This window comes from Methylophaga sp. UBA2012, assembly GCF_002335235.1.
GTDB lineage: Bacteria > Pseudomonadota > Gammaproteobacteria > Nitrosococcales > Methylophagaceae > Methylophaga > Methylophaga thalassica.
The window spans coordinates 177395-192561 of sequence record NZ_DDCG01000005.1; the positions used below are offsets into that span (position 1 = coordinate 177395).

Annotated in this window: 19 protein-coding genes; 4 read left to right on the forward strand and 15 right to left on the reverse strand. The window is 43.8% G+C overall.

The genetic code is table 11. The features are described 5' to 3' along the window. Nucleotides 1-13 precede the first annotated feature (13 nt). From B2248_RS05640 to dapC, 4 genes are all read right to left on the reverse strand, one after another. Nucleotides 14-526 (reverse strand): hypothetical protein, encoded by a 513-nt coding sequence (locus tag B2248_RS05640; protein WP_007145880.1) that lies wholly within the window; start codon nucleotides 524-526, stop codon nucleotides 14-16. Next, nucleotides 504-842 carry an ArsC family reductase gene (locus tag B2248_RS05645; protein ID WP_273182468.1) on the reverse strand — a complete coding sequence of 113 codons (339 nt, stop codon included), beginning with the start codon at nucleotides 840-842 and terminating at the stop codon, nucleotides 504-506. Before B2248_RS05645 ends, B2248_RS05640 begins: the two co-directional genes overlap by 23 nt. Before the next feature lie 88 nt (nucleotides 843-930). Then, nucleotides 931-1752: a 2,3,4,5-tetrahydropyridine-2,6-dicarboxylate N-succinyltransferase gene (gene dapD, locus B2248_RS05650; RefSeq protein ID WP_007145878.1), complete on the reverse strand. Its 822-nt coding sequence runs from the start codon at nucleotides 1750-1752 to the stop codon at nucleotides 931-933. A 23-nt stretch (nucleotides 1753-1775) separates the two neighbouring features. Continuing rightward, a complete protein-coding gene (dapC, locus tag B2248_RS05655) occupies nucleotides 1776-2969 on the reverse strand; it encodes a succinyldiaminopimelate transaminase (RefSeq protein WP_273182465.1) in 1194 nt (397 codons plus the stop codon). A gap of 72 nt (nucleotides 2970-3041) precedes the next feature. Here dapC and B2248_RS05660 point away from each other — a divergent pair, with 72 nt between their 5' ends. Next, nucleotides 3042-3923 carry a DMT family transporter gene (locus B2248_RS05660; protein WP_273182463.1) on the forward strand — a complete coding sequence of 294 codons (882 nt, stop codon included), beginning with the start codon at nucleotides 3042-3044 and terminating at the stop codon, nucleotides 3921-3923. Between the two features lie 75 nt (nucleotides 3924-3998). Further along, nucleotides 3999-4394 (forward strand): VOC family protein, encoded by a 396-nt coding sequence (locus B2248_RS05665; RefSeq protein WP_273182461.1) that lies wholly within the window; start codon nucleotides 3999-4001, stop codon nucleotides 4392-4394. Nucleotides 4395-4644: 250 nt separating this feature from the next. Here the strand turns inward: B2248_RS05665 and ttcA are convergent, their stop codons facing one another. The 3 genes from ttcA to mobA are packed head-to-tail and all read right to left on the reverse strand — an operon-like array spanning nucleotide 4645 to nucleotide 7897. After that, on the reverse strand, nucleotides 4645-5523 hold the full coding sequence (ttcA, locus tag B2248_RS05670; RefSeq protein ID WP_273182459.1) for a tRNA 2-thiocytidine(32) synthetase TtcA: 879 nt from the start codon (nucleotides 5521-5523) through the stop codon (nucleotides 4645-4647). Beyond that, a complete protein-coding gene (locus B2248_RS05675) occupies nucleotides 5520-6779 on the reverse strand; it encodes a bifunctional molybdopterin-guanine dinucleotide biosynthesis adaptor protein MobB/molybdopterin molybdotransferase MoeA (RefSeq protein WP_273182458.1) in 1260 nt (419 codons plus the stop codon). The genes ttcA and B2248_RS05675 overlap by 4 nt, the downstream gene beginning before the upstream one ends. 2 nt (nucleotides 6780-6781) lie before the next feature. Continuing rightward, nucleotides 6782-7897 carry a molybdenum cofactor guanylyltransferase MobA gene (mobA, locus tag B2248_RS05680; protein WP_273182456.1) on the reverse strand — a complete coding sequence of 372 codons (1116 nt, stop codon included), beginning with the start codon at nucleotides 7895-7897 and terminating at the stop codon, nucleotides 6782-6784. Nucleotides 7898-7935: 38 nt separating this feature from the next. Between mobA and B2248_RS05685 the strand changes: the two genes are divergently transcribed. After that, nucleotides 7936-8580, forward strand: coding sequence for a retropepsin-like aspartic protease family protein (locus B2248_RS05685; RefSeq protein WP_273182454.1), 645 nt, complete (start codon nucleotides 7936-7938; stop codon nucleotides 8578-8580). Nucleotides 8581-8637: 57 nt separating this feature from the next. Here B2248_RS05685 and folE2 read toward each other — a convergent pair whose 3' ends face one another. From folE2 to B2248_RS05710, 5 genes are read right to left on the reverse strand one after another with little or no spacing between them, the layout of a single operon-like run. Continuing rightward, nucleotides 8638-9450, reverse strand: a complete 813-nt coding sequence (gene folE2, locus B2248_RS05690; protein WP_273182452.1) for a GTP cyclohydrolase FolE2 — start codon at nucleotides 9448-9450, stop codon at nucleotides 8638-8640. Further along, entirely contained in the window at nucleotides 9451-9834 is a 384-nt protein-coding gene (queD, locus tag B2248_RS05695) for a 6-carboxytetrahydropterin synthase QueD (RefSeq protein ID WP_040576268.1), read from the reverse strand. Nucleotides 9835-9878: 44 nt separating this feature from the next. Next, nucleotides 9879-11702, reverse strand: coding sequence for a 1-deoxy-D-xylulose-5-phosphate synthase (dxs, locus tag B2248_RS05700; RefSeq protein ID WP_273182449.1), 1824 nt, complete (start codon nucleotides 11700-11702; stop codon nucleotides 9879-9881). A gap of 12 nt (nucleotides 11703-11714) precedes the next feature. Then, nucleotides 11715-12581: a (2E,6E)-farnesyl diphosphate synthase gene (ispA, locus tag B2248_RS05705; protein ID WP_273182772.1), complete on the reverse strand. Its 867-nt coding sequence runs from the start codon at nucleotides 12579-12581 to the stop codon at nucleotides 11715-11717. A 26-nt stretch (nucleotides 12582-12607) separates the two neighbouring features. After that, nucleotides 12608-12853 (reverse strand): exodeoxyribonuclease VII small subunit, encoded by a 246-nt coding sequence (locus B2248_RS05710; protein ID WP_273182447.1) that lies wholly within the window; start codon nucleotides 12851-12853, stop codon nucleotides 12608-12610. A 127-nt stretch (nucleotides 12854-12980) separates the two neighbouring features. On the opposite strand from B2248_RS05710, the gene ribF reads away from it, so the two are divergent. Next, nucleotides 12981-13913 (forward strand): bifunctional riboflavin kinase/FAD synthetase, encoded by a 933-nt coding sequence (ribF, locus tag B2248_RS05715; RefSeq protein WP_273182446.1) that lies wholly within the window; start codon nucleotides 12981-12983, stop codon nucleotides 13911-13913. Between the two features lie 7 nt (nucleotides 13914-13920). Here the strand turns inward: ribF and B2248_RS05720 are convergent, their stop codons facing one another. The 3 genes from B2248_RS05720 to B2248_RS05730 are packed head-to-tail and all read right to left on the reverse strand — an operon-like array spanning nucleotide 13921 to nucleotide 15162. After that, nucleotides 13921-14283, reverse strand: coding sequence for a lysozyme inhibitor LprI family protein (locus B2248_RS05720; protein ID WP_273182444.1), 363 nt, complete (start codon nucleotides 14281-14283; stop codon nucleotides 13921-13923). Nucleotides 14284-14286: 3 nt separating this feature from the next. Then, the gene (locus tag B2248_RS05725; RefSeq protein WP_273182441.1) at nucleotides 14287-14691 is read right to left on the reverse strand and encodes a hypothetical protein; all 405 of its coding nucleotides are present in this window, start codon (nucleotides 14689-14691) and stop codon (nucleotides 14287-14289) included. A gap of 12 nt (nucleotides 14692-14703) precedes the next feature. Continuing rightward, complete coding sequence (locus B2248_RS05730) at nucleotides 14704-15162, reverse strand: GNAT family N-acetyltransferase (RefSeq protein WP_007145862.1); 459 nt, start codon at nucleotides 15160-15162, stop codon at nucleotides 14704-14706. Between the last annotated feature and the right edge of the window lie 5 nt (nucleotides 15163-15167).

The window sequence follows — 15167 nt, forward strand, 5'->3', positions numbered from 1 at the left end:
TCTTGTTGTGAAGTTATAAATGGGTACCGACGGTGAATAACAATCCTGCGCCACCTAGCATAATGATATCTGCGCCATATTTGCCATTATCATAGCCGATACCAGGGATTATCGCTGGCCCGATACCTAGGTTATTCAGGGGGATTTTATCTTTATAGTCGCCACGGTAGCCGTGGATAAAACCTGCTGTCAGTTTGGTATGGAAACCTTCAAATTTGCCGTGGTAGTTCCAGCTGGTTCCAGTGTAGATATATTGAGAAAACTGACCAAAGGAGTTATCAAATAAGGCAAGACCGTATAGCCAGTCATTAGATTTAACGCCTTCAATAGAAGTAAATATTTTTGAGCCAGTATAGTCATCACTATCGGTGTAATGCATATAAGTGCCAGCCTGAAGATAATAGTGATCAAAAAAATCATCTTGATGCTTTGTATCATCTGCAAAACAAGCTATCGGGGCACACAGCAATAACAGGGCAAAAATGTTATTGCGAACACTTAATTTAAATAAATTGTTGATACACATCTTCATTAAACCCCACTATGGTTGATGAATTGCTCACCGCAACTGGTCGCTTAATCAGAGTCGGGTTGTCCAGCATTAGTTCAACAGCGGTGTTTTCATCCAGCTGCTCTTTACGGGGATCATCCAGCTTGCGCCAGGTTGTTCCTCGTTTATTCAATAAAGTCTGCCAATCAACGGATTGAAGCCATTGTCTGATGGTGTTCTCATCCAAACCTTGCTGGCGAAAATCGTGAAACTGATAGTCAATAGAGTGTGTATCAAGCCAATGCCTGGCTTTTTTTACTGTATCGCAGTTTTTAATACCGTAGAGAATCATAATTGCTTACCTGTTATCAGGCTATAAACAAAAAGGGATGAGTCACTCATGCGTCTCATCCCCTTTATTTTAGTTATTTGTGAGGGTATTAGATATCACGTAATAATTCGTTGATACCAACTTTGCCTCGTGTTTTTTCATCAACTTGTTTGACGATAACCGCACAGTACAAGCTGTATGAACCATCTTTAGATGGTAGGTTACCTGAAACTACTACTGAACCCGCAGGGATACGACCATAAGTGATTTCACCTGTCAGACGGTTGAAGATTTTTGTGCTTTGGCCAATGTAAACGCCCATTGAGATAACAGAACCTTCTTCAACAATCACGCCTTCAACCACTTCAGAACGTGCACCAATGAAGCAATTGTCTTCAATGATTGTTGGGCCAGCTTGTAAAGGTTCTAATACACCGCCGATACCAACACCACCAGAAAGGTGAACATTCTTACCGATTTGAGCACAGCTACCTACTGTTGCCCAGGTATCGACCATGGTGCCAGAATCGACGTATGCACCGATGTTGACATAAGAAGGCATCAATACAACGCCTGGTGCGATATAAGAGCCACGACGAACGGCTGCTGGTGGTACAACACGGACACCGGCTTTATTGAAATCATCTTCATTAAAGCTGGCGAATTTAGGATCCACTTTATCGAAATAGTTGGTTTCTGCGCCAGGCATGATTTTGTTGTCATTCAGACGGAATGATAATAAAACCGCTTTTTTCAGCCATTGGTTGACGACCCAGTCACCATTTTGTTTTTCAGCAACACGAGCAGTGCCATTATCCAGCATCGCTAATGCTTCATTGACCGCATTTCTGACATCACTGTCAGCATTAGCAGGGTTAATATCAGCGCGGCGTTCAAACGCCTCTTCAATAATTTGTTGAATATCACTCATTGGTGTCTACTCCATTGATTTAATTATAAATTTTCAATAAGGCTGCGAATACGATGTGCAGCTTCAATACATTCTTCTAGTGGGGCAACCAAAGCCATACGGATACGGTTTGAACCAGGGTTGCCTGCAGTGGTATCACGGCCCAGATAAGTGCCTGGTAGAACGGTGACATTTTGTTGTTCGAATAACTGTCTGGCAAATGCGGTATCAGCAATCGGCGTTTCAGCCCAGAGGTAAAAGCCCGCTTGTGGCATCGACACTGACATCACTGGCGATAATATTTCTAATACGGCATTGAATTTTTCCAGATACAGCTCACGATTATGGACAACATGATCTTCGTCATTCCAGGCGGTAATGGATGCCGCCTGAGTCGCTGGTGGCATTGAACAACCATGGTAGGTACGGTAACGCAGAAACTGTTTCAGAATGTCCGCATCACCAGCCACAAAACCACTACGCAATCCTGGTGCATTAGAACGTTTCGATAGGCTATGGAAAACTACACAACGACTCATATCGGTATAGCCTGCTGCGTAGGCGGCTTCCAATAGACCAACGGGTGGATTGGTTTCATCCGGATAGATTTCCGAATAACATTCATCAGCCGCAATCACAAAATCATATTGATGCGCCAGCTCAATTAAACGCGTTAACGTTGCCTGGTCAATAACAGCACCTGTTGGGTTACCAGGACTGCAAATATAGATCAACTGACAGCGCTGCCAGACATCATCACAAATGGCATCAAAATCGGGAATAAAGTTATTTTGGACAGAGCAATTCATATAATAAGGCTCTGCGCCAGCCAAAATCGCTGCGCCTTCGTAGATTTGATAAAACGGATTGGGCATTAATACCAATGGGTCTTTATCACGATCAATGACTGCCTGAGCAAAGGCAAATAAGGCTTCACGCGTGCCATTGACCGGCAACACTTGTGTCATGGCATTGATATGGCCGTCTAATTTGAATCGAGTATCAAGCCAAGTCGAAATAGCATGACGCAGTTCATTACTACCCGCGGTGGTGGGGTAAGTCGACAATCCATGCAGATGTGCGATCACGGCTTCAGTAATAAAACCTGGCGTTGGATGTTTCGGTTCACCAATTGATAGAGCAATATGTGCTTTATCTTCCGGTGGCACGCAGCCTTGTTTAAGTTGTGCCAGCTTCTCGAAAGGGTAAGGGTGAAGTTTTGCCAGTTCTGGATTCATAATTCCAAACGATGAGTGAAAAAATCAGACCATTATAACGGGTTGAAGCAATCTCGTGTTATAAGGTGAGCCATGACAAATAGCAATAACAAACAATTTAATCTGGCTGTGCTCGGCATCTTATTTTCCTCAACCATGTGGGGATTGATTTGGTATCCGATGCGAATACTCGAACAACAAGGACTCCCCGTCGTTTGGTCAACATTGCTGATGTATTTAGCGGCGGCAATCGTTGCCAGTGTGATGTTGTTTAAACAGATAAAAGATTTTGCCGGACATTGGCCGCTTAGTTTGTGGGCGTTAGCTGTTGCAGCGGGCGTCACCAATATTGCTTTTTTAGTGGCTCTCACTCAGGGCGAGGTGATGCGGGTCATGTTGCTGTTCTATTTATCGCCTTTATGGTCAGTACTTTTGAGCCGCTGGTGGTTAGGCGAAAAGATTTCCCGACTGTCTATGTTGATGATCATTGTGGCGATGTCGGGCACGATGATTATGTTATGGCATCCAGAAATTGGCATGCCCTGGCCCAATGATATGGCAGATTGGTTAGCGTTATTTGCGGGTTTTATGTTTTCGGTAAATAACGTTTTAAGTCGTAAGCTTGCTGATGTGGCCATGGAAGTCAAAACTACGATAGTTTACTGGGGCGTCGTTATGGTGGCAGGGCTTGTCTTAGTTCTGCAGCAATCAAGTGTCCCTGATATCAGTCTTAATTTATGGATTGCGGTAATGGTTCTTGGTGGCTTATGTTTTACAGCCATGACAGTAGCAGTATTGTATGGCCTAGCAAGGATGCCTGTGTTTCGTTCAGCCATTTTGATGTTATCTGAACTTGTGGTGGCTGCCATCTCTGCCTGGTGGTTGACCAATGAACAAATGAGCCAGACGGAGTGGTTAGGTGGCGCGCTTATTTTTATCGCCGCTTATGGTATGGCTAAGCAAGGTAAAGCCTGAACGATATTTGGGAGCATAGATTGCTTCACGTTAAAATGGTATCAGGACTTTTAAATGTTTTTATCCAGGTGAAATATGATCAAATCGATAGCACATGCCAGTTTTCTGGTGAAAGACCTAGACGTTTCTTTACGTTTTTACTGTGACGTATTGCAGCTACCACTTAATCCCAACAGACCTGAGTTTGCCTACGATGGCGCCTGGCTGGATATTGCCGATACCGGACAAATGATACATCTGATGGTATTACCTAATCCGGACTCAATAGAAGGTCGTCCAGCTCATGGTGGACGTGATCGCCATCTGGCACTGGTCGTAGACGATTTAGAAGCCTTAGGTGAACGCCTGGAAAATGCGGGTTATGAATTTTCTCGAAGCAAGTCGGGCAGGGCTGCATTTTTCTGTCGTGATCCGGATGGTAATGCTCTGGAGTTTGCTGAAGATTTTACGCCCAAGCGAATCGAAAAATAAGGACTTAGAGAAGCGATCAATGACTTACAGAGTTACTCACAATTTCTGTGGATAACTCTGTGATTAACTTCTGTGAAAATCGCTAAGTCATTCTTACGTAACAATGCTGACGGTTTTGGTTAAAAAATGACCATTTTATTAAAGTTATATATATCAGTATGTTACGGTAGATTTAATCAGATTCAATGACTTAGCGATGATACTTGTATTAGTTTTGTAATACTTCTCATAACTGGTGATAAGTCTGTGGCTATCTTGCCAGCGCAGGCTGTTGAATATCATCCTGAAACCGATCTTCTTCTCCTGTTGGTTCCTGTCTAAACTGCTCAAGATCGGTGAAGTTAAATAAATCAAGATCGCCCATTTGTGATGGCGAAATATTCTGAATACTGCGGAAAATATTTTCCAATCTGCCCGGAAATTGTTTTTCCCAGCCTTGCAACATGGTTTTGATCGCCTGACGTTGCAGATTCTCCTGCGAGCCACATAAATTACAGGGAATAATTGGAAACTTCATGGCTTCTGCATAACGGGCAATATCAGACTCTTGCGCATAGGCTAAGGGTCTTATCACGATATTGGTTTTATCATCACTTAATAATTTCGGTGGCATCGCTTTTATTTTGCTGCCATAAAACATATTCAGAAACAGCGTTTCAATAATGTCATCACGGTGATGGCCTAATGCTATTTTGGTGATGCCATTTTGCCTTGCGTAACCATATAAAGAGCCTCGACGCAGACGTGAACAGATGCCGCAGGTGGTTTTACCCTCTGGCACCACTTCTTTAACAATGCTGTAAGTGTCTTTTTCAATGATATGGAATGGCACACCAATCGATGACAAATATTCGGGTAATACATGCTCAGGGAAGCCAGGCTGCTTTTGATCGAGATTAACAGCGATAAGATCAAACTTAATCGGGGCATGGTCTCTCAGATTAATCAGAATATCGAGCATGGTATAACTGTCTTTACCGCCAGATAAACAGACCATCACTTTATCGCCGTCCTGAATCATATTGTAATCGGCAATTGCCTGACCAACATTGCGTCGTAAGCGTTTACGGAGTTTATTAAACTCGCGTTGTTGTTTGACCAAAGTGTGTTCGGTTGTGGATTCTGTCATACCAGACCTGCAAAGGGTTGAACGTTAACAAGACTGCCGGCACTAAGTCCGTCACAGTTTTCTTCAAGTAAAATAAAACAATTCGCCATACTCATTGAGCGAAGAATACCCGATCCTTGTGCTCCGGTTGTGCTGACTCTGAGTTGGCCTTCATTGTCTCTGAATAAAATGCCGCGCTGAAATTCAAAGCGACCAGCACGTTTTTTAATTACATTATCGCATGGTACTTTGAATATGATGGGATCGGAGTCAGTTTCACCTGCCATACGTTTTAGCGCGGGTTGTACAAATTGGTAGAAAGTGACCATCACTGACACCGGATTACCGGGCAAACCAAAGAACATGGCTTCGTCTATTTGCCCGAAGGCCAAAGGACGCCCCGGACGCATCGCAATTTTCCAGAAATTGACCTGACCCAGCTCAGCTAACATATCTTTGACATAATCAGCGTCACCAACGGATACACCGCCAGAAGAAATAATAACATCTGCATCAGCGGAAGCTTGTTGCAAAGCAATTCTTAACGCGGCTTTATTATCGGGGACCACACCCATATCAATCACATCGATATTCAGCTGGCGGAGCATACCAAACAGTGTGTAACGATTACTGTCATAGATTTGTCCATCGCCTAAATTCTCACCTAATCCACACAACTCATCGCCAGTAGAAAAAAACGCGACACGAAGAGGCCGGTAAGTGACGACTTCTGCGATGCCAAGCGATGCCAGTAGACCTAAATCGGCCGCTGTTAATCTTCGTCCAGCAGGTAGAACCGTATCACCGTTGTCGATGTCTTCTCCGGCAAGTCGGACATTTTGTCCCGCTTTTAGATCAGTATGGATGGTGATCATATCTTCATGTGGTTGCACCTGTTCCTGCATCACCACCGTGTCACAGTCATCAGGAATTTTTGCGCCAGTCATAATGCGAATACATTGCCCGGCTTCGACCCGACCTTGGTAAGGTTTCCCTGCAAAAGCCACACCGATATTAGTGAGTGAAAAGGGGGCTTTTTTTATGTCAGTACTACGTAAGGCATAACCGTCCATAGCTGAATTATTATAGGGAGGCACCTGACGGGGAGAGACAACACTTTGGTGTAGGATCTGACCCAAAGCCTGTCTTAAGGAGACTTTCTGCCAGCTCGATATCGGTGATAATAAATCATGAATTCGCTGACTGGCCTGTTTAACAGTCAGGTTATTGTGATCAACATCATCAGCACAACTGGGCTGTGGGGTAAATTCGGCCATATTTAGCTGTTCCATGAAAAAATAAACTGTTCAATAAACTCGACCATGGCGGGGATATTATTGATATCTAATATCAAGGGCGTGTCATCATGACTATCGGTTTTATCAGAGGCGATTGCAATGATATGCGGATCCTCTTTGAACAACGTCGGTGGACCCAGTTCCGCACGGTTTAATTCTATTTTGGGGAAATTCTCGTGTTTGAATCCCTCGACAAGAATGAGATCGATATTATTGGTATCGAGGCGTTGGATTAATGGCTGTAATTCAGGTTCAATGAGTTCATCGTGATGTTTTCTCATTAGCGCCATCATTTTTGCTGAGGCAATAATGATTTCCTCGGCACCTGCTTCACGAATTTGATAGCTGTCCTTACCCGGTTTATCGATATCAAAATTGTGATGGGCATGTTTTATCACAGCGACATGTATCTCTTTATTTTTCAGCGCAGGAATCAGTTTGGTGAGTAATGTGGTTTTACCTGTTCCACTAAATGCAGCAAAGCCAAGGACCGGAATAGTTGAACGTATTTTTGGTTTTTTTTGTAAGTCTTCAGCCGTATTGATATTGATAAAACAGTCAGCCTGATCAGAAAAGTCGACTTCAACGACCTTATGCTGGAATAACCAGTCACGGGTTTTGCGCTGACCGGAGGCTAAAAAGTCAGTTAATGATGATTGTAAACGTCGAGGAATTAATGAAAATACCGGTTGTAATTGTGTGCCATCATGAGCTACCGCAATATCACTTCCAGTCGTTAACAAGGCTTCCAGTAAACGTTGTCGCAGTTGAGGGCTGATAACAGGATTATCACAAGGCACTGTCAGCAGATAGTCAGAATCGATTTGCTCCATCACAGCCAGGATGCCGGCGAGAGGACCTTGAAAATTATCAAGCCCATCCGTTATGACTGGGTAAGAAAATGATCGATATTCTTCAATATGTCGATTTGCACTGATATAAAAATCATCAACTTGCGGTAATATGGTAGTAATGACGTGGCTAGCCATCGAGCGACCCTGATAGGGGAGCAAACCTTTGTCCTGACCACCCATCCGGCGGGATTGGCCGCCAGCCAGCAGTACACCAGATACTGTAATAGGGGAGAATGCACTCATGATGGTGTTAGTGATAAACCTGATTAAAAAGAAACGTTATGGCTAAAGTCATATTAATGATGCTTATTATACTGTTAATTAGCAGTCGAGCAGAGGCTGTCGTTGTTAACATTATGGTGGTTGGCCTGTTTAAAGACAAAGCTGTGGTTGAAGTCGATGGTCAACAGCATTTTTTAAATGTTGGAGAAACCAGCCCAGAGGGCCTGAAGTTAATTGCTGCTAACAGTAACAGCGCAACGTTTGAAATCAATGGCGAAAAACAAATTTTTCCATTGGGTGATCGGATTAATAGCAATTACATAGAAGCTGAGAAAAAAACAGCAGTGACGTTGTGGCCAACCAATGGGATGTATACCACTACCGGTAATATCAATGGTTATACGATAAGTTTCTTAGTTGATACCGGCGCCAGCACCATCGCTATGAATGCCGCGACAGCATCCCGCCTCGGTATTGATTATCTTCGCGGTCAGCAAGTTGGCATCAGAACGGCATCAGGCAGTAGTGTTGGATATAAGGTGAAGCTGGATTATGTGCAACTTGAACAGATAAAGCTACATAATGTTGATGCTGTCGTTTTAGATGGTGAAGAACCTTCAGTGACGTTACTAGGCATGTCTTTTCTTGGCCAACTGGATATTCAACATAATGGTGAGCGTCTCGATTTAAGACAAAAATATTGAGCATAAAAAAGCCCGGTTTAACCGGGCTTTTTTTATTTGTGATTGATGATATATGTATCAATCAAAACCTTTGGTAATCAATGCATAGGCAGAGTGGTTATGAATTGATTCAAAGTTTTCTGATTCGACTGTGTAAGCGGTGATACGAGAATCATCATTTAATCTAGCTGCAATATCACGCACCATATCTTCAACAAATTTTGGATTATCGTATGCACGTTCGGTGACGAATTTTTCGTCCGGACGTTTTAATAAACCAAAGATTTCACAAGACGCTTCTTTCTCAACCAGATCAATGAGATCTTCAATCCATACAAAGCTGTCGACGCGAACGGTCAAAGTGACGTGTGAACGTTGGTTATGTGCGCCATAATCTGAGATATTCTTTGAACATGGGCATAAGCTGGTCACAGGAACGACGACTTTAACTGTCATCATGGTTTTAGTGCCAGTGATTTCACCGATGAAAGTCACGTCATAGTCCATCAGACTTTTCACTTTTGAAACAGGTGCTTCCTTATTCACAAAATAAGGGAAGTTCATTTCAATATAGCCTGATTCCGCGTCAAGACGCTCAGTCATTTGACCCAGCATTTCACGGAAAGATTTAACGGTTATCTCACGTTCATGCTGATTCAAAATCTCAACAAAACGAGACATATGTGTACCTTTAAATTGATGAGGCAAGTTCACATACATATTAAAGTTAGCAATGGTGTGCTGTTCACCGGTTGTACGGTCACTGACTTTGACCGGGTGTTTAATATCTTTAATACCGACTTTATCAATAGCGATTTTACGCTGGTCGGCAATATTCTGTACGTCTTCGATTTCGTCTTTGATCTCAGTGTTAGCTGGGGTTGTGCTCATTCAATTGTCCTCGCTGTATTTAACGCAAGCGCGATCTGTTTCCCACAAGGTGACACCGGAAACTTTAGCGATATCGTTATTTAACGTATCACTGAGCTTTTGGTAAAAAAATCTGGCAATATTTTCAGCCGTTGGATTAATGGTATCGAATGGTGGGATGTCATTCAGATAACGGTGATCCAGCGTTTTTGCCAACTCACGAGTAGCTGTTTTGATGGTTTTAAAGTCCATTCCCATGCCATGTTCATTTAGATCAATAGCAGTGACTTCGACTTCCAGCTTCCAGTTGTGACCATGCATACGACGGCAATCACCTGGATAATCTCTCAAGGTGTGTGCCGAGGCAAAATCGGCCAGAATTTTCAGGGTATACGTTGCGCTCATAATGTTGACTATTATACTCAGGAATCGTTCACGAAGACAGCGTATTATGCCGCAAAGTGCTGATTAATGGTATGTAAAATACCTGCAGCATCCAGACCACATTCACTTAACATGCTGCTATGAACGCCATGCTCGATAAATGTATCGGGCAATCCCATCAATTTTATGGCGACAGGATGATTTATTTCTCTTAAATATTCATTTACAGCGCTACCTGCGCCCCCCATCACAGCATTTTCTTCAATAGTGATGATCAAATCGTGCGAGTCAGCAATGTGATTGATGGTGTCTGTATCTAAAGGTTTGACAAAACGCATATTCACCACCGTGGCATTGATTTGTTCTGCGGCTTGTTCAGCTGCAGTGACCATGCTGCCAAAGGCCAGAATCGCGACCTTCTCACCCTGACGTTTTAATTGGGCTTTTCCTATTTCTAATGAAGTTAAAGCTGGCTCAACAGGGGTGCCATTGCCACTGCCCCGCGGATAACGTACTGCTGCCGGTCCGTTATAACGGAAACCGGTGGTTAACATCTGCCGGCATTCATTTTCATCAGCCGGGGCCATGATGATCATATTAGGAATACAGCGTAAAAAGCTTAAGTCAAAGCTACCTGCATGTGTCGGACCATCTGCGCCAACCAGGCCAGCGCGATCAATGGCAAACAGCACATTCAGATTCTGAATAGCTACATCGTGAATTAATTGATCGTAGGCTCTTTGTAAAAAGGTCGAGTAAATCGCAACAACGGGTTTTTTTCCTTCACAGGCCAAGCCTGCTGCTAAGGTCACAGAATGTTGTTCAGCGATGCCGACATCAAAGTAGCGCTCAGGAAAGTCTTCAGCAAAACGATTCAGCCCCGAGCCCTCACACATCGCGGGTGTGATGCCGAATAAATCCGGATCCAGACGAGCCATATCGCATAACCAACGGCCGAAAACTTGAGTATACGTCGGGCCGGAAGACTTACTGTTGGCTGGACTCACGCCATGGTATTTGCAGGGATGTAATTCGGCAGGCTCATAGCCTTTGCCTTTTTTGGTGACGATATGAAGAAATTGTGGTCCCTTACGTTTTTTCAAATTGGTCATAGTCGCAATGAGTGTATCGATATCATGACCATCGATGGGGCCAATGTAATTAAAGCCCATTTCTTCGAATAAAGTGCCAGGAACCATCATGCCTTTGACATGCTCTTCTGCGCGTTTGGCAATTTCCCATGCTGGTGGAATCTTTTCCAATACGCGTTTACTACCTTCACGAGCACTAGCGTAGAAGCTGCCTGATAATAATTTGGCGAGATAATTTGCCATGCCGCCGACATTTTTTGAAATCGACATTTCATTATCATTGAGAATGACTAATAAATTCGCACTTAAGTCACCAGCATGTGCCAGTGCCTCAAACGCTTGTCCGGCGGTGAGGGCTCCGTCACCAATAATAGCGACAGCATGACGTGGATCATTGTTGGCTTGTGCAGCGATTGCCATGCCAAGGGCGGCACTGATGGATGTACTCGAATGACCCACACCAAAAGTGTCATATTCACTCTCACTGCGTTTAGGAAAACCTGATAAACCACCGGGCTGACGCATAGTATTCATCTGATCTCGGCGACCGGTGAGGATTTTATGAACATAGCTTTGGTGACCTACATCCCAGACTAAGCGATCAGTGGGCGTGTCAAAAACATAATGCAGGGCGATAGTGAGCTCGATAACACCTAGGTTAGAGGAAATATGCCCGCCGGTTTGTTGCACACTATCGATAATGAGTGTTCTCAACTCTTCTGCCAGCTGGGGCAACTGTTTTTTGTCCAGTTGACGCAGATCTTCTGGGCTGTTGATATGAGTGAGTATAGTATCCATTCTGTCGATTTCTTAATGTGAGCGTTTCACAACAAACTGAGCTAATTCGGCCAGCACTTCTGTATTAAATGGGCACTCATCAAGGTGAGTCAGTGCTTTTTCAATCAGGGCAACCGCTTTTTGTTGTGCTTTTTCAAGACCTAGTAAAGCAGGATATGTGGGTTTATTCAATGCAATATCGGCACCTTGGGTCTTTCCAAGAGTTTGAGTGTCAGTGATAACATCCAGCACATCATCCTGAACCTGAAACGCCAGTCCAATGCAGTCTGCATAACGATCAAGATGTTCCAGTGTCACTTCATCATAGTGTTCGGCAGCGAGAGCACCAAGCACAACACTGGCACGGATGAGAGCGCCAGTTTTTAATTTATGCATTGCCTGTAGGGCATCGATATCCAGTTTTTTGCCAACTGATTCCAGATCAATGGCCTGACCGCCAGCCATACCAGCTGCACCAGAAGCCTGAGTCAGTGCTTTGACCATACGACTTTGTTGTTTCTCGGTCAGGATATCATCACACAAGGTTTCGAAAGCCAGTGTTTGTAATGCATCACCGACTAAAAGTGCTGTCGCATCATCATAGGCTTTGTGACAGGTCGGACGACCTCTGCGCAGATCATCATCATCCATGATCGGCATATCGTCATGCACAAGCGAGTAGGCGTGAATCATTTCCACTGCCGCTGCCGCGACATCCATGGCAGACTGTTTGGCACCTAGTGCCTGACCAGTAGCATAAACGAGCAGGGCGCGTAAGCGTTTGCCGCCACCTAATGTGGCATAGCGCATCGCTTCAAATAAACGCGCTGAACCTGGCTTTTGTGCCTGTTGAAGACGTTTTTCCAGAACAAATTCGATTTGAGACTGGTGTTTTAACATCCAGTCCTGCAGAGGAAACTTTACGTTCACGCGTCACCAGTTTCCGGATCAAAATCTACCAGATTATTTTGGCCAGATTGTTGTAACAGCATTTGCACTTTTTGTTCTGCCGCTTGTAATGATTCCTGGCAATCACGTGTGAGTAGTACGCCACGTTCATAAAGTTTGAGTGATTCTTCCAGACTGATATCGCCTTGTTCCAGGCGTTCAACTAATGCTTCCAGCTCTTTAACTGCAGCTTCATAATCCAGTTTTTTTTGTTTCGCTGCCATTCTTGCCTCTGACCGAAATAATTTTGCGCCTATTATAAGGTAATAGGCGTGGGCTTGCCTGCTGGATTGTTTTTTTATTTGTCGTTACTCTGTTGTGTTTAGTTATTTTTTTGGTAGACAACGTCTTATGCCGAAAATCATTCGCGGTTTTCATAATTTACCTGCTTCACCACAAGGGTGTGTGGCCACCATTGGTAATTTTGACGGTGTTCACTTAGGTCATCAGGCGGTATTGACACAGTTAGCCATGAAAGGCGATACGCTGAAATTACCCGCCGTAGTGATTACGTTTGAACCGCAGCCATTTGAATATTTTGTTCCGGAAAAAGCCCCAGCCAGATTGACGCGGTTTCGTGAAAAAGTGGAGGCTTTGCGCTGTTATTCCATCCAGCAATTATGTGTTTTAAGGTTTAATCAACAGTTGGCAGAGATGTCGGCTGAACTCTTTATCCAAAAATTATTAGTGGAAGGATTAAACGTTAAATATCTGGTGGTGGGGGATGACTTTCGCTTTGGCTGTGAAAGAAAAGGCGATTTTGCGTTATTACAGAAAGCCGGACGGCAATATGGTTTTCAGGTGGTGAACATGCACACCTTTGCTATCGACCAAGATCGGGTAAGCAGCACCCGTATCAGAAATGCGCTAAGCAGTGGTGATTTACTCTTAGCTGAGAAGTTATTAGGACGACCTTATCGGATGAGTGGTCGGGTAGCGCATGGCGATAAGCGTGGTCGCAAGATGGGATTCCCCACGGCAAATATTCATCTTCATCGGCATAAAATTCCACTGATAGGGGTGTTTGCTGTGCAGCTATTTGGTATTGATGAAGAACCAGTCAATGGTGTGGCAAATATTGGTATTCGACCGACTATTGGTGGTGACAAAGCCTTGCTGGAAGTGCATTTGTTTGATTTTAAGAGAGAGATCTACGGCGAGCATGTTCAGGTTTTTTTCTTACATAAGATTCGTGATGAACAGCGTTTTGACAGTCTGGACCATTTGATTACCCAGATTCATCAGGATGCCGAACAGGCGCGCCAATATTTTTCACAAGTCTGAACGGGGTTTACTTCAGATAATAGTCTTGTAAGAACTGATTACGTTGTCTCGTCAGTTCAATGGCACAACTGGCGGTTACGGCTTGTTGCTGCGCATTTTTTTGCCAGGTCTGATAGACATTCAGACATTGCGTTTTTCGGTAGGCATCCCATGTCTGTTGTGATAACTCAAGCGACTTTAGCAGTGCATCGTTTTCAGCATGACGTTGTTTGATCATCGTTAAGTCACTGACCATTTCATCAATTGCTGATTGCAGTTTCTCATCGAGACAAGCTTGCATGGCATCAGCATTTGTCATTGGGCACAGCGACTGAGCCTGAGCCAATGGAGTTAATAAAACAAATAGACTAAATAAGATGATTTTTTTCATGATTTAGAGTTTATCAATATTCACTAAAATCTGTTTTGCTAATGTTTCCATTCTATCCAGGCTGATATCGGCTTTTTGCAGAAAATCATCGGTGTAAAACTTAGGGTCAGCCCAATGTTTACCCGTTATGTGGCAGCGTTTCGCCAGTTTACTCAGTCCTAAATCGTCTAAGTCAAATCCCAGTTGGGTCCAGCATTTCGCCAGATGCCGCTCAGTCGCATGATCGGCTTGTTGGGTATCTTGTATCTGTCTGACATACACACTGGTTTCACGGGCAGCGATAATGACATTTCTTAGCGCTGTTTTGGATTGCTGCTGACGTTGTTCGCCTGCGCGATTAAGATTCGCCAACCAACGTTGTATATGTTTAAAAATTTCCCATAATAATTTGGGGTTAATGGCATCCATGGAGTGTCTGTTTTATGTGTCTAAAATTAACCGCATTGGAATCATCGCGGAGTGAGTAAACCCCTCGTCCTGATACATTTTCTGGGCAATAGCATTATCGGCATCGGTTAATAAGGTAATACGCAGACAACCTTGTTGTCTGGCAAAGTTGACCGCAGCACTTAACAAAGCCGAGCCGAAGCCTTTTCCGCGATGTTGTTCAGCAATCACCATATCTTCTAATAAAGCGACTTTACCACCCATGGCGGTTGAGGTTAGATATAACAAACTCACTACGCCGACAACTTTAGACTGATGTTTGATAAGTAAAAAATGGCCTTTGTCGGGATGCCTGAGAATATCACTGACAGCGTGCATTTGTTTTTCTGGTTGTGGTTCAAAGTCAGCTTCCTGAGTAAACAGGACGGTCAGCAACTGGGTAATGGCATTAAGATCGGTTAATGTCGCTTCGGCAATGATGTGGTTGGTCATTTAGC

Bases quoted from the DNA above. Each gene is read 5' to 3' on its own strand.
- B2248_RS05665 (WP_273182461.1), top strand. From the start codon at position 3,999: ATGATCAAATCGATAGCACATGCCAGTTTTCTGGTGAAAGACCTAGAC.
- mobA (WP_273182456.1), bottom strand. From the start codon at position 7,897: ATGAGTGCATTCTCCCCTATTACAGTATCTGGTGTACTGCTGGCTGGC.
- B2248_RS05725 (WP_273182441.1), bottom strand. From the start codon at position 14,691: ATGGATGCCATTAACCCCAAATTATTATGGGAAATTTTTAAACATATA.
- B2248_RS05675 (WP_273182458.1), bottom strand. From the start codon at position 6,779: ATGGCCGAATTTACCCCACAGCCCAGTTGTGCTGATGATGTTGATCAC.
- dapC (WP_273182465.1), bottom strand. From the start codon at position 2,969: ATGAATCCAGAACTGGCAAAACTTCACCCTTACCCTTTCGAGAAGCTG.
- B2248_RS05710 (WP_273182447.1), bottom strand. From the start codon at position 12,853: ATGGCAGCGAAACAAAAAAAACTGGATTATGAAGCTGCAGTTAAAGAG.
- B2248_RS05645 (WP_273182468.1), bottom strand. From the start codon at position 842: ATGATTCTCTACGGTATTAAAAACTGCGATACAGTAAAAAAAGCCAGG.
- B2248_RS05685 (WP_273182454.1), top strand. From the start codon at position 7,936: ATGGCTAAAGTCATATTAATGATGCTTATTATACTGTTAATTAGCAGT.
- B2248_RS05660 (WP_273182463.1), top strand. From the start codon at position 3,042: ATGACAAATAGCAATAACAAACAATTTAATCTGGCTGTGCTCGGCATC.
- B2248_RS05730 (WP_007145862.1), bottom strand. From the start codon at position 15,162: ATGACCAACCACATCATTGCCGAAGCGACATTAACCGATCTTAATGCC.
- ispA (WP_273182772.1), bottom strand. From the start codon at position 12,581: ATGTTAAAACACCAGTCTCAAATCGAATTTGTTCTGGAAAAACGTCTT.
- ttcA (WP_273182459.1), bottom strand. From the start codon at position 5,523: ATGACAGAATCCACAACCGAACACACTTTGGTCAAACAACAACGCGAG.
- dxs (WP_273182449.1), bottom strand. From the start codon at position 11,702: ATGGATACTATACTCACTCATATCAACAGCCCAGAAGATCTGCGTCAA.
- B2248_RS05720 (WP_273182444.1), bottom strand. From the start codon at position 14,283: ATGAAAAAAATCATCTTATTTAGTCTATTTGTTTTATTAACTCCATTG.
- ribF (WP_273182446.1), top strand. From the start codon at position 12,981: ATGCCGAAAATCATTCGCGGTTTTCATAATTTACCTGCTTCACCACAA.
- dapD (WP_007145878.1), bottom strand. From the start codon at position 1,752: ATGAGTGATATTCAACAAATTATTGAAGAGGCGTTTGAACGCCGCGCT.
- folE2 (WP_273182452.1), bottom strand. From the start codon at position 9,450: ATGAGCACAACCCCAGCTAACACTGAGATCAAAGACGAAATCGAAGAC.
- B2248_RS05640 (WP_007145880.1), bottom strand. From the start codon at position 526: ATGTGTATCAACAATTTATTTAAATTAAGTGTTCGCAATAACATTTTT.
- queD (WP_040576268.1), bottom strand. From the start codon at position 9,834: ATGAGCGCAACGTATACCCTGAAAATTCTGGCCGATTTTGCCTCGGCA.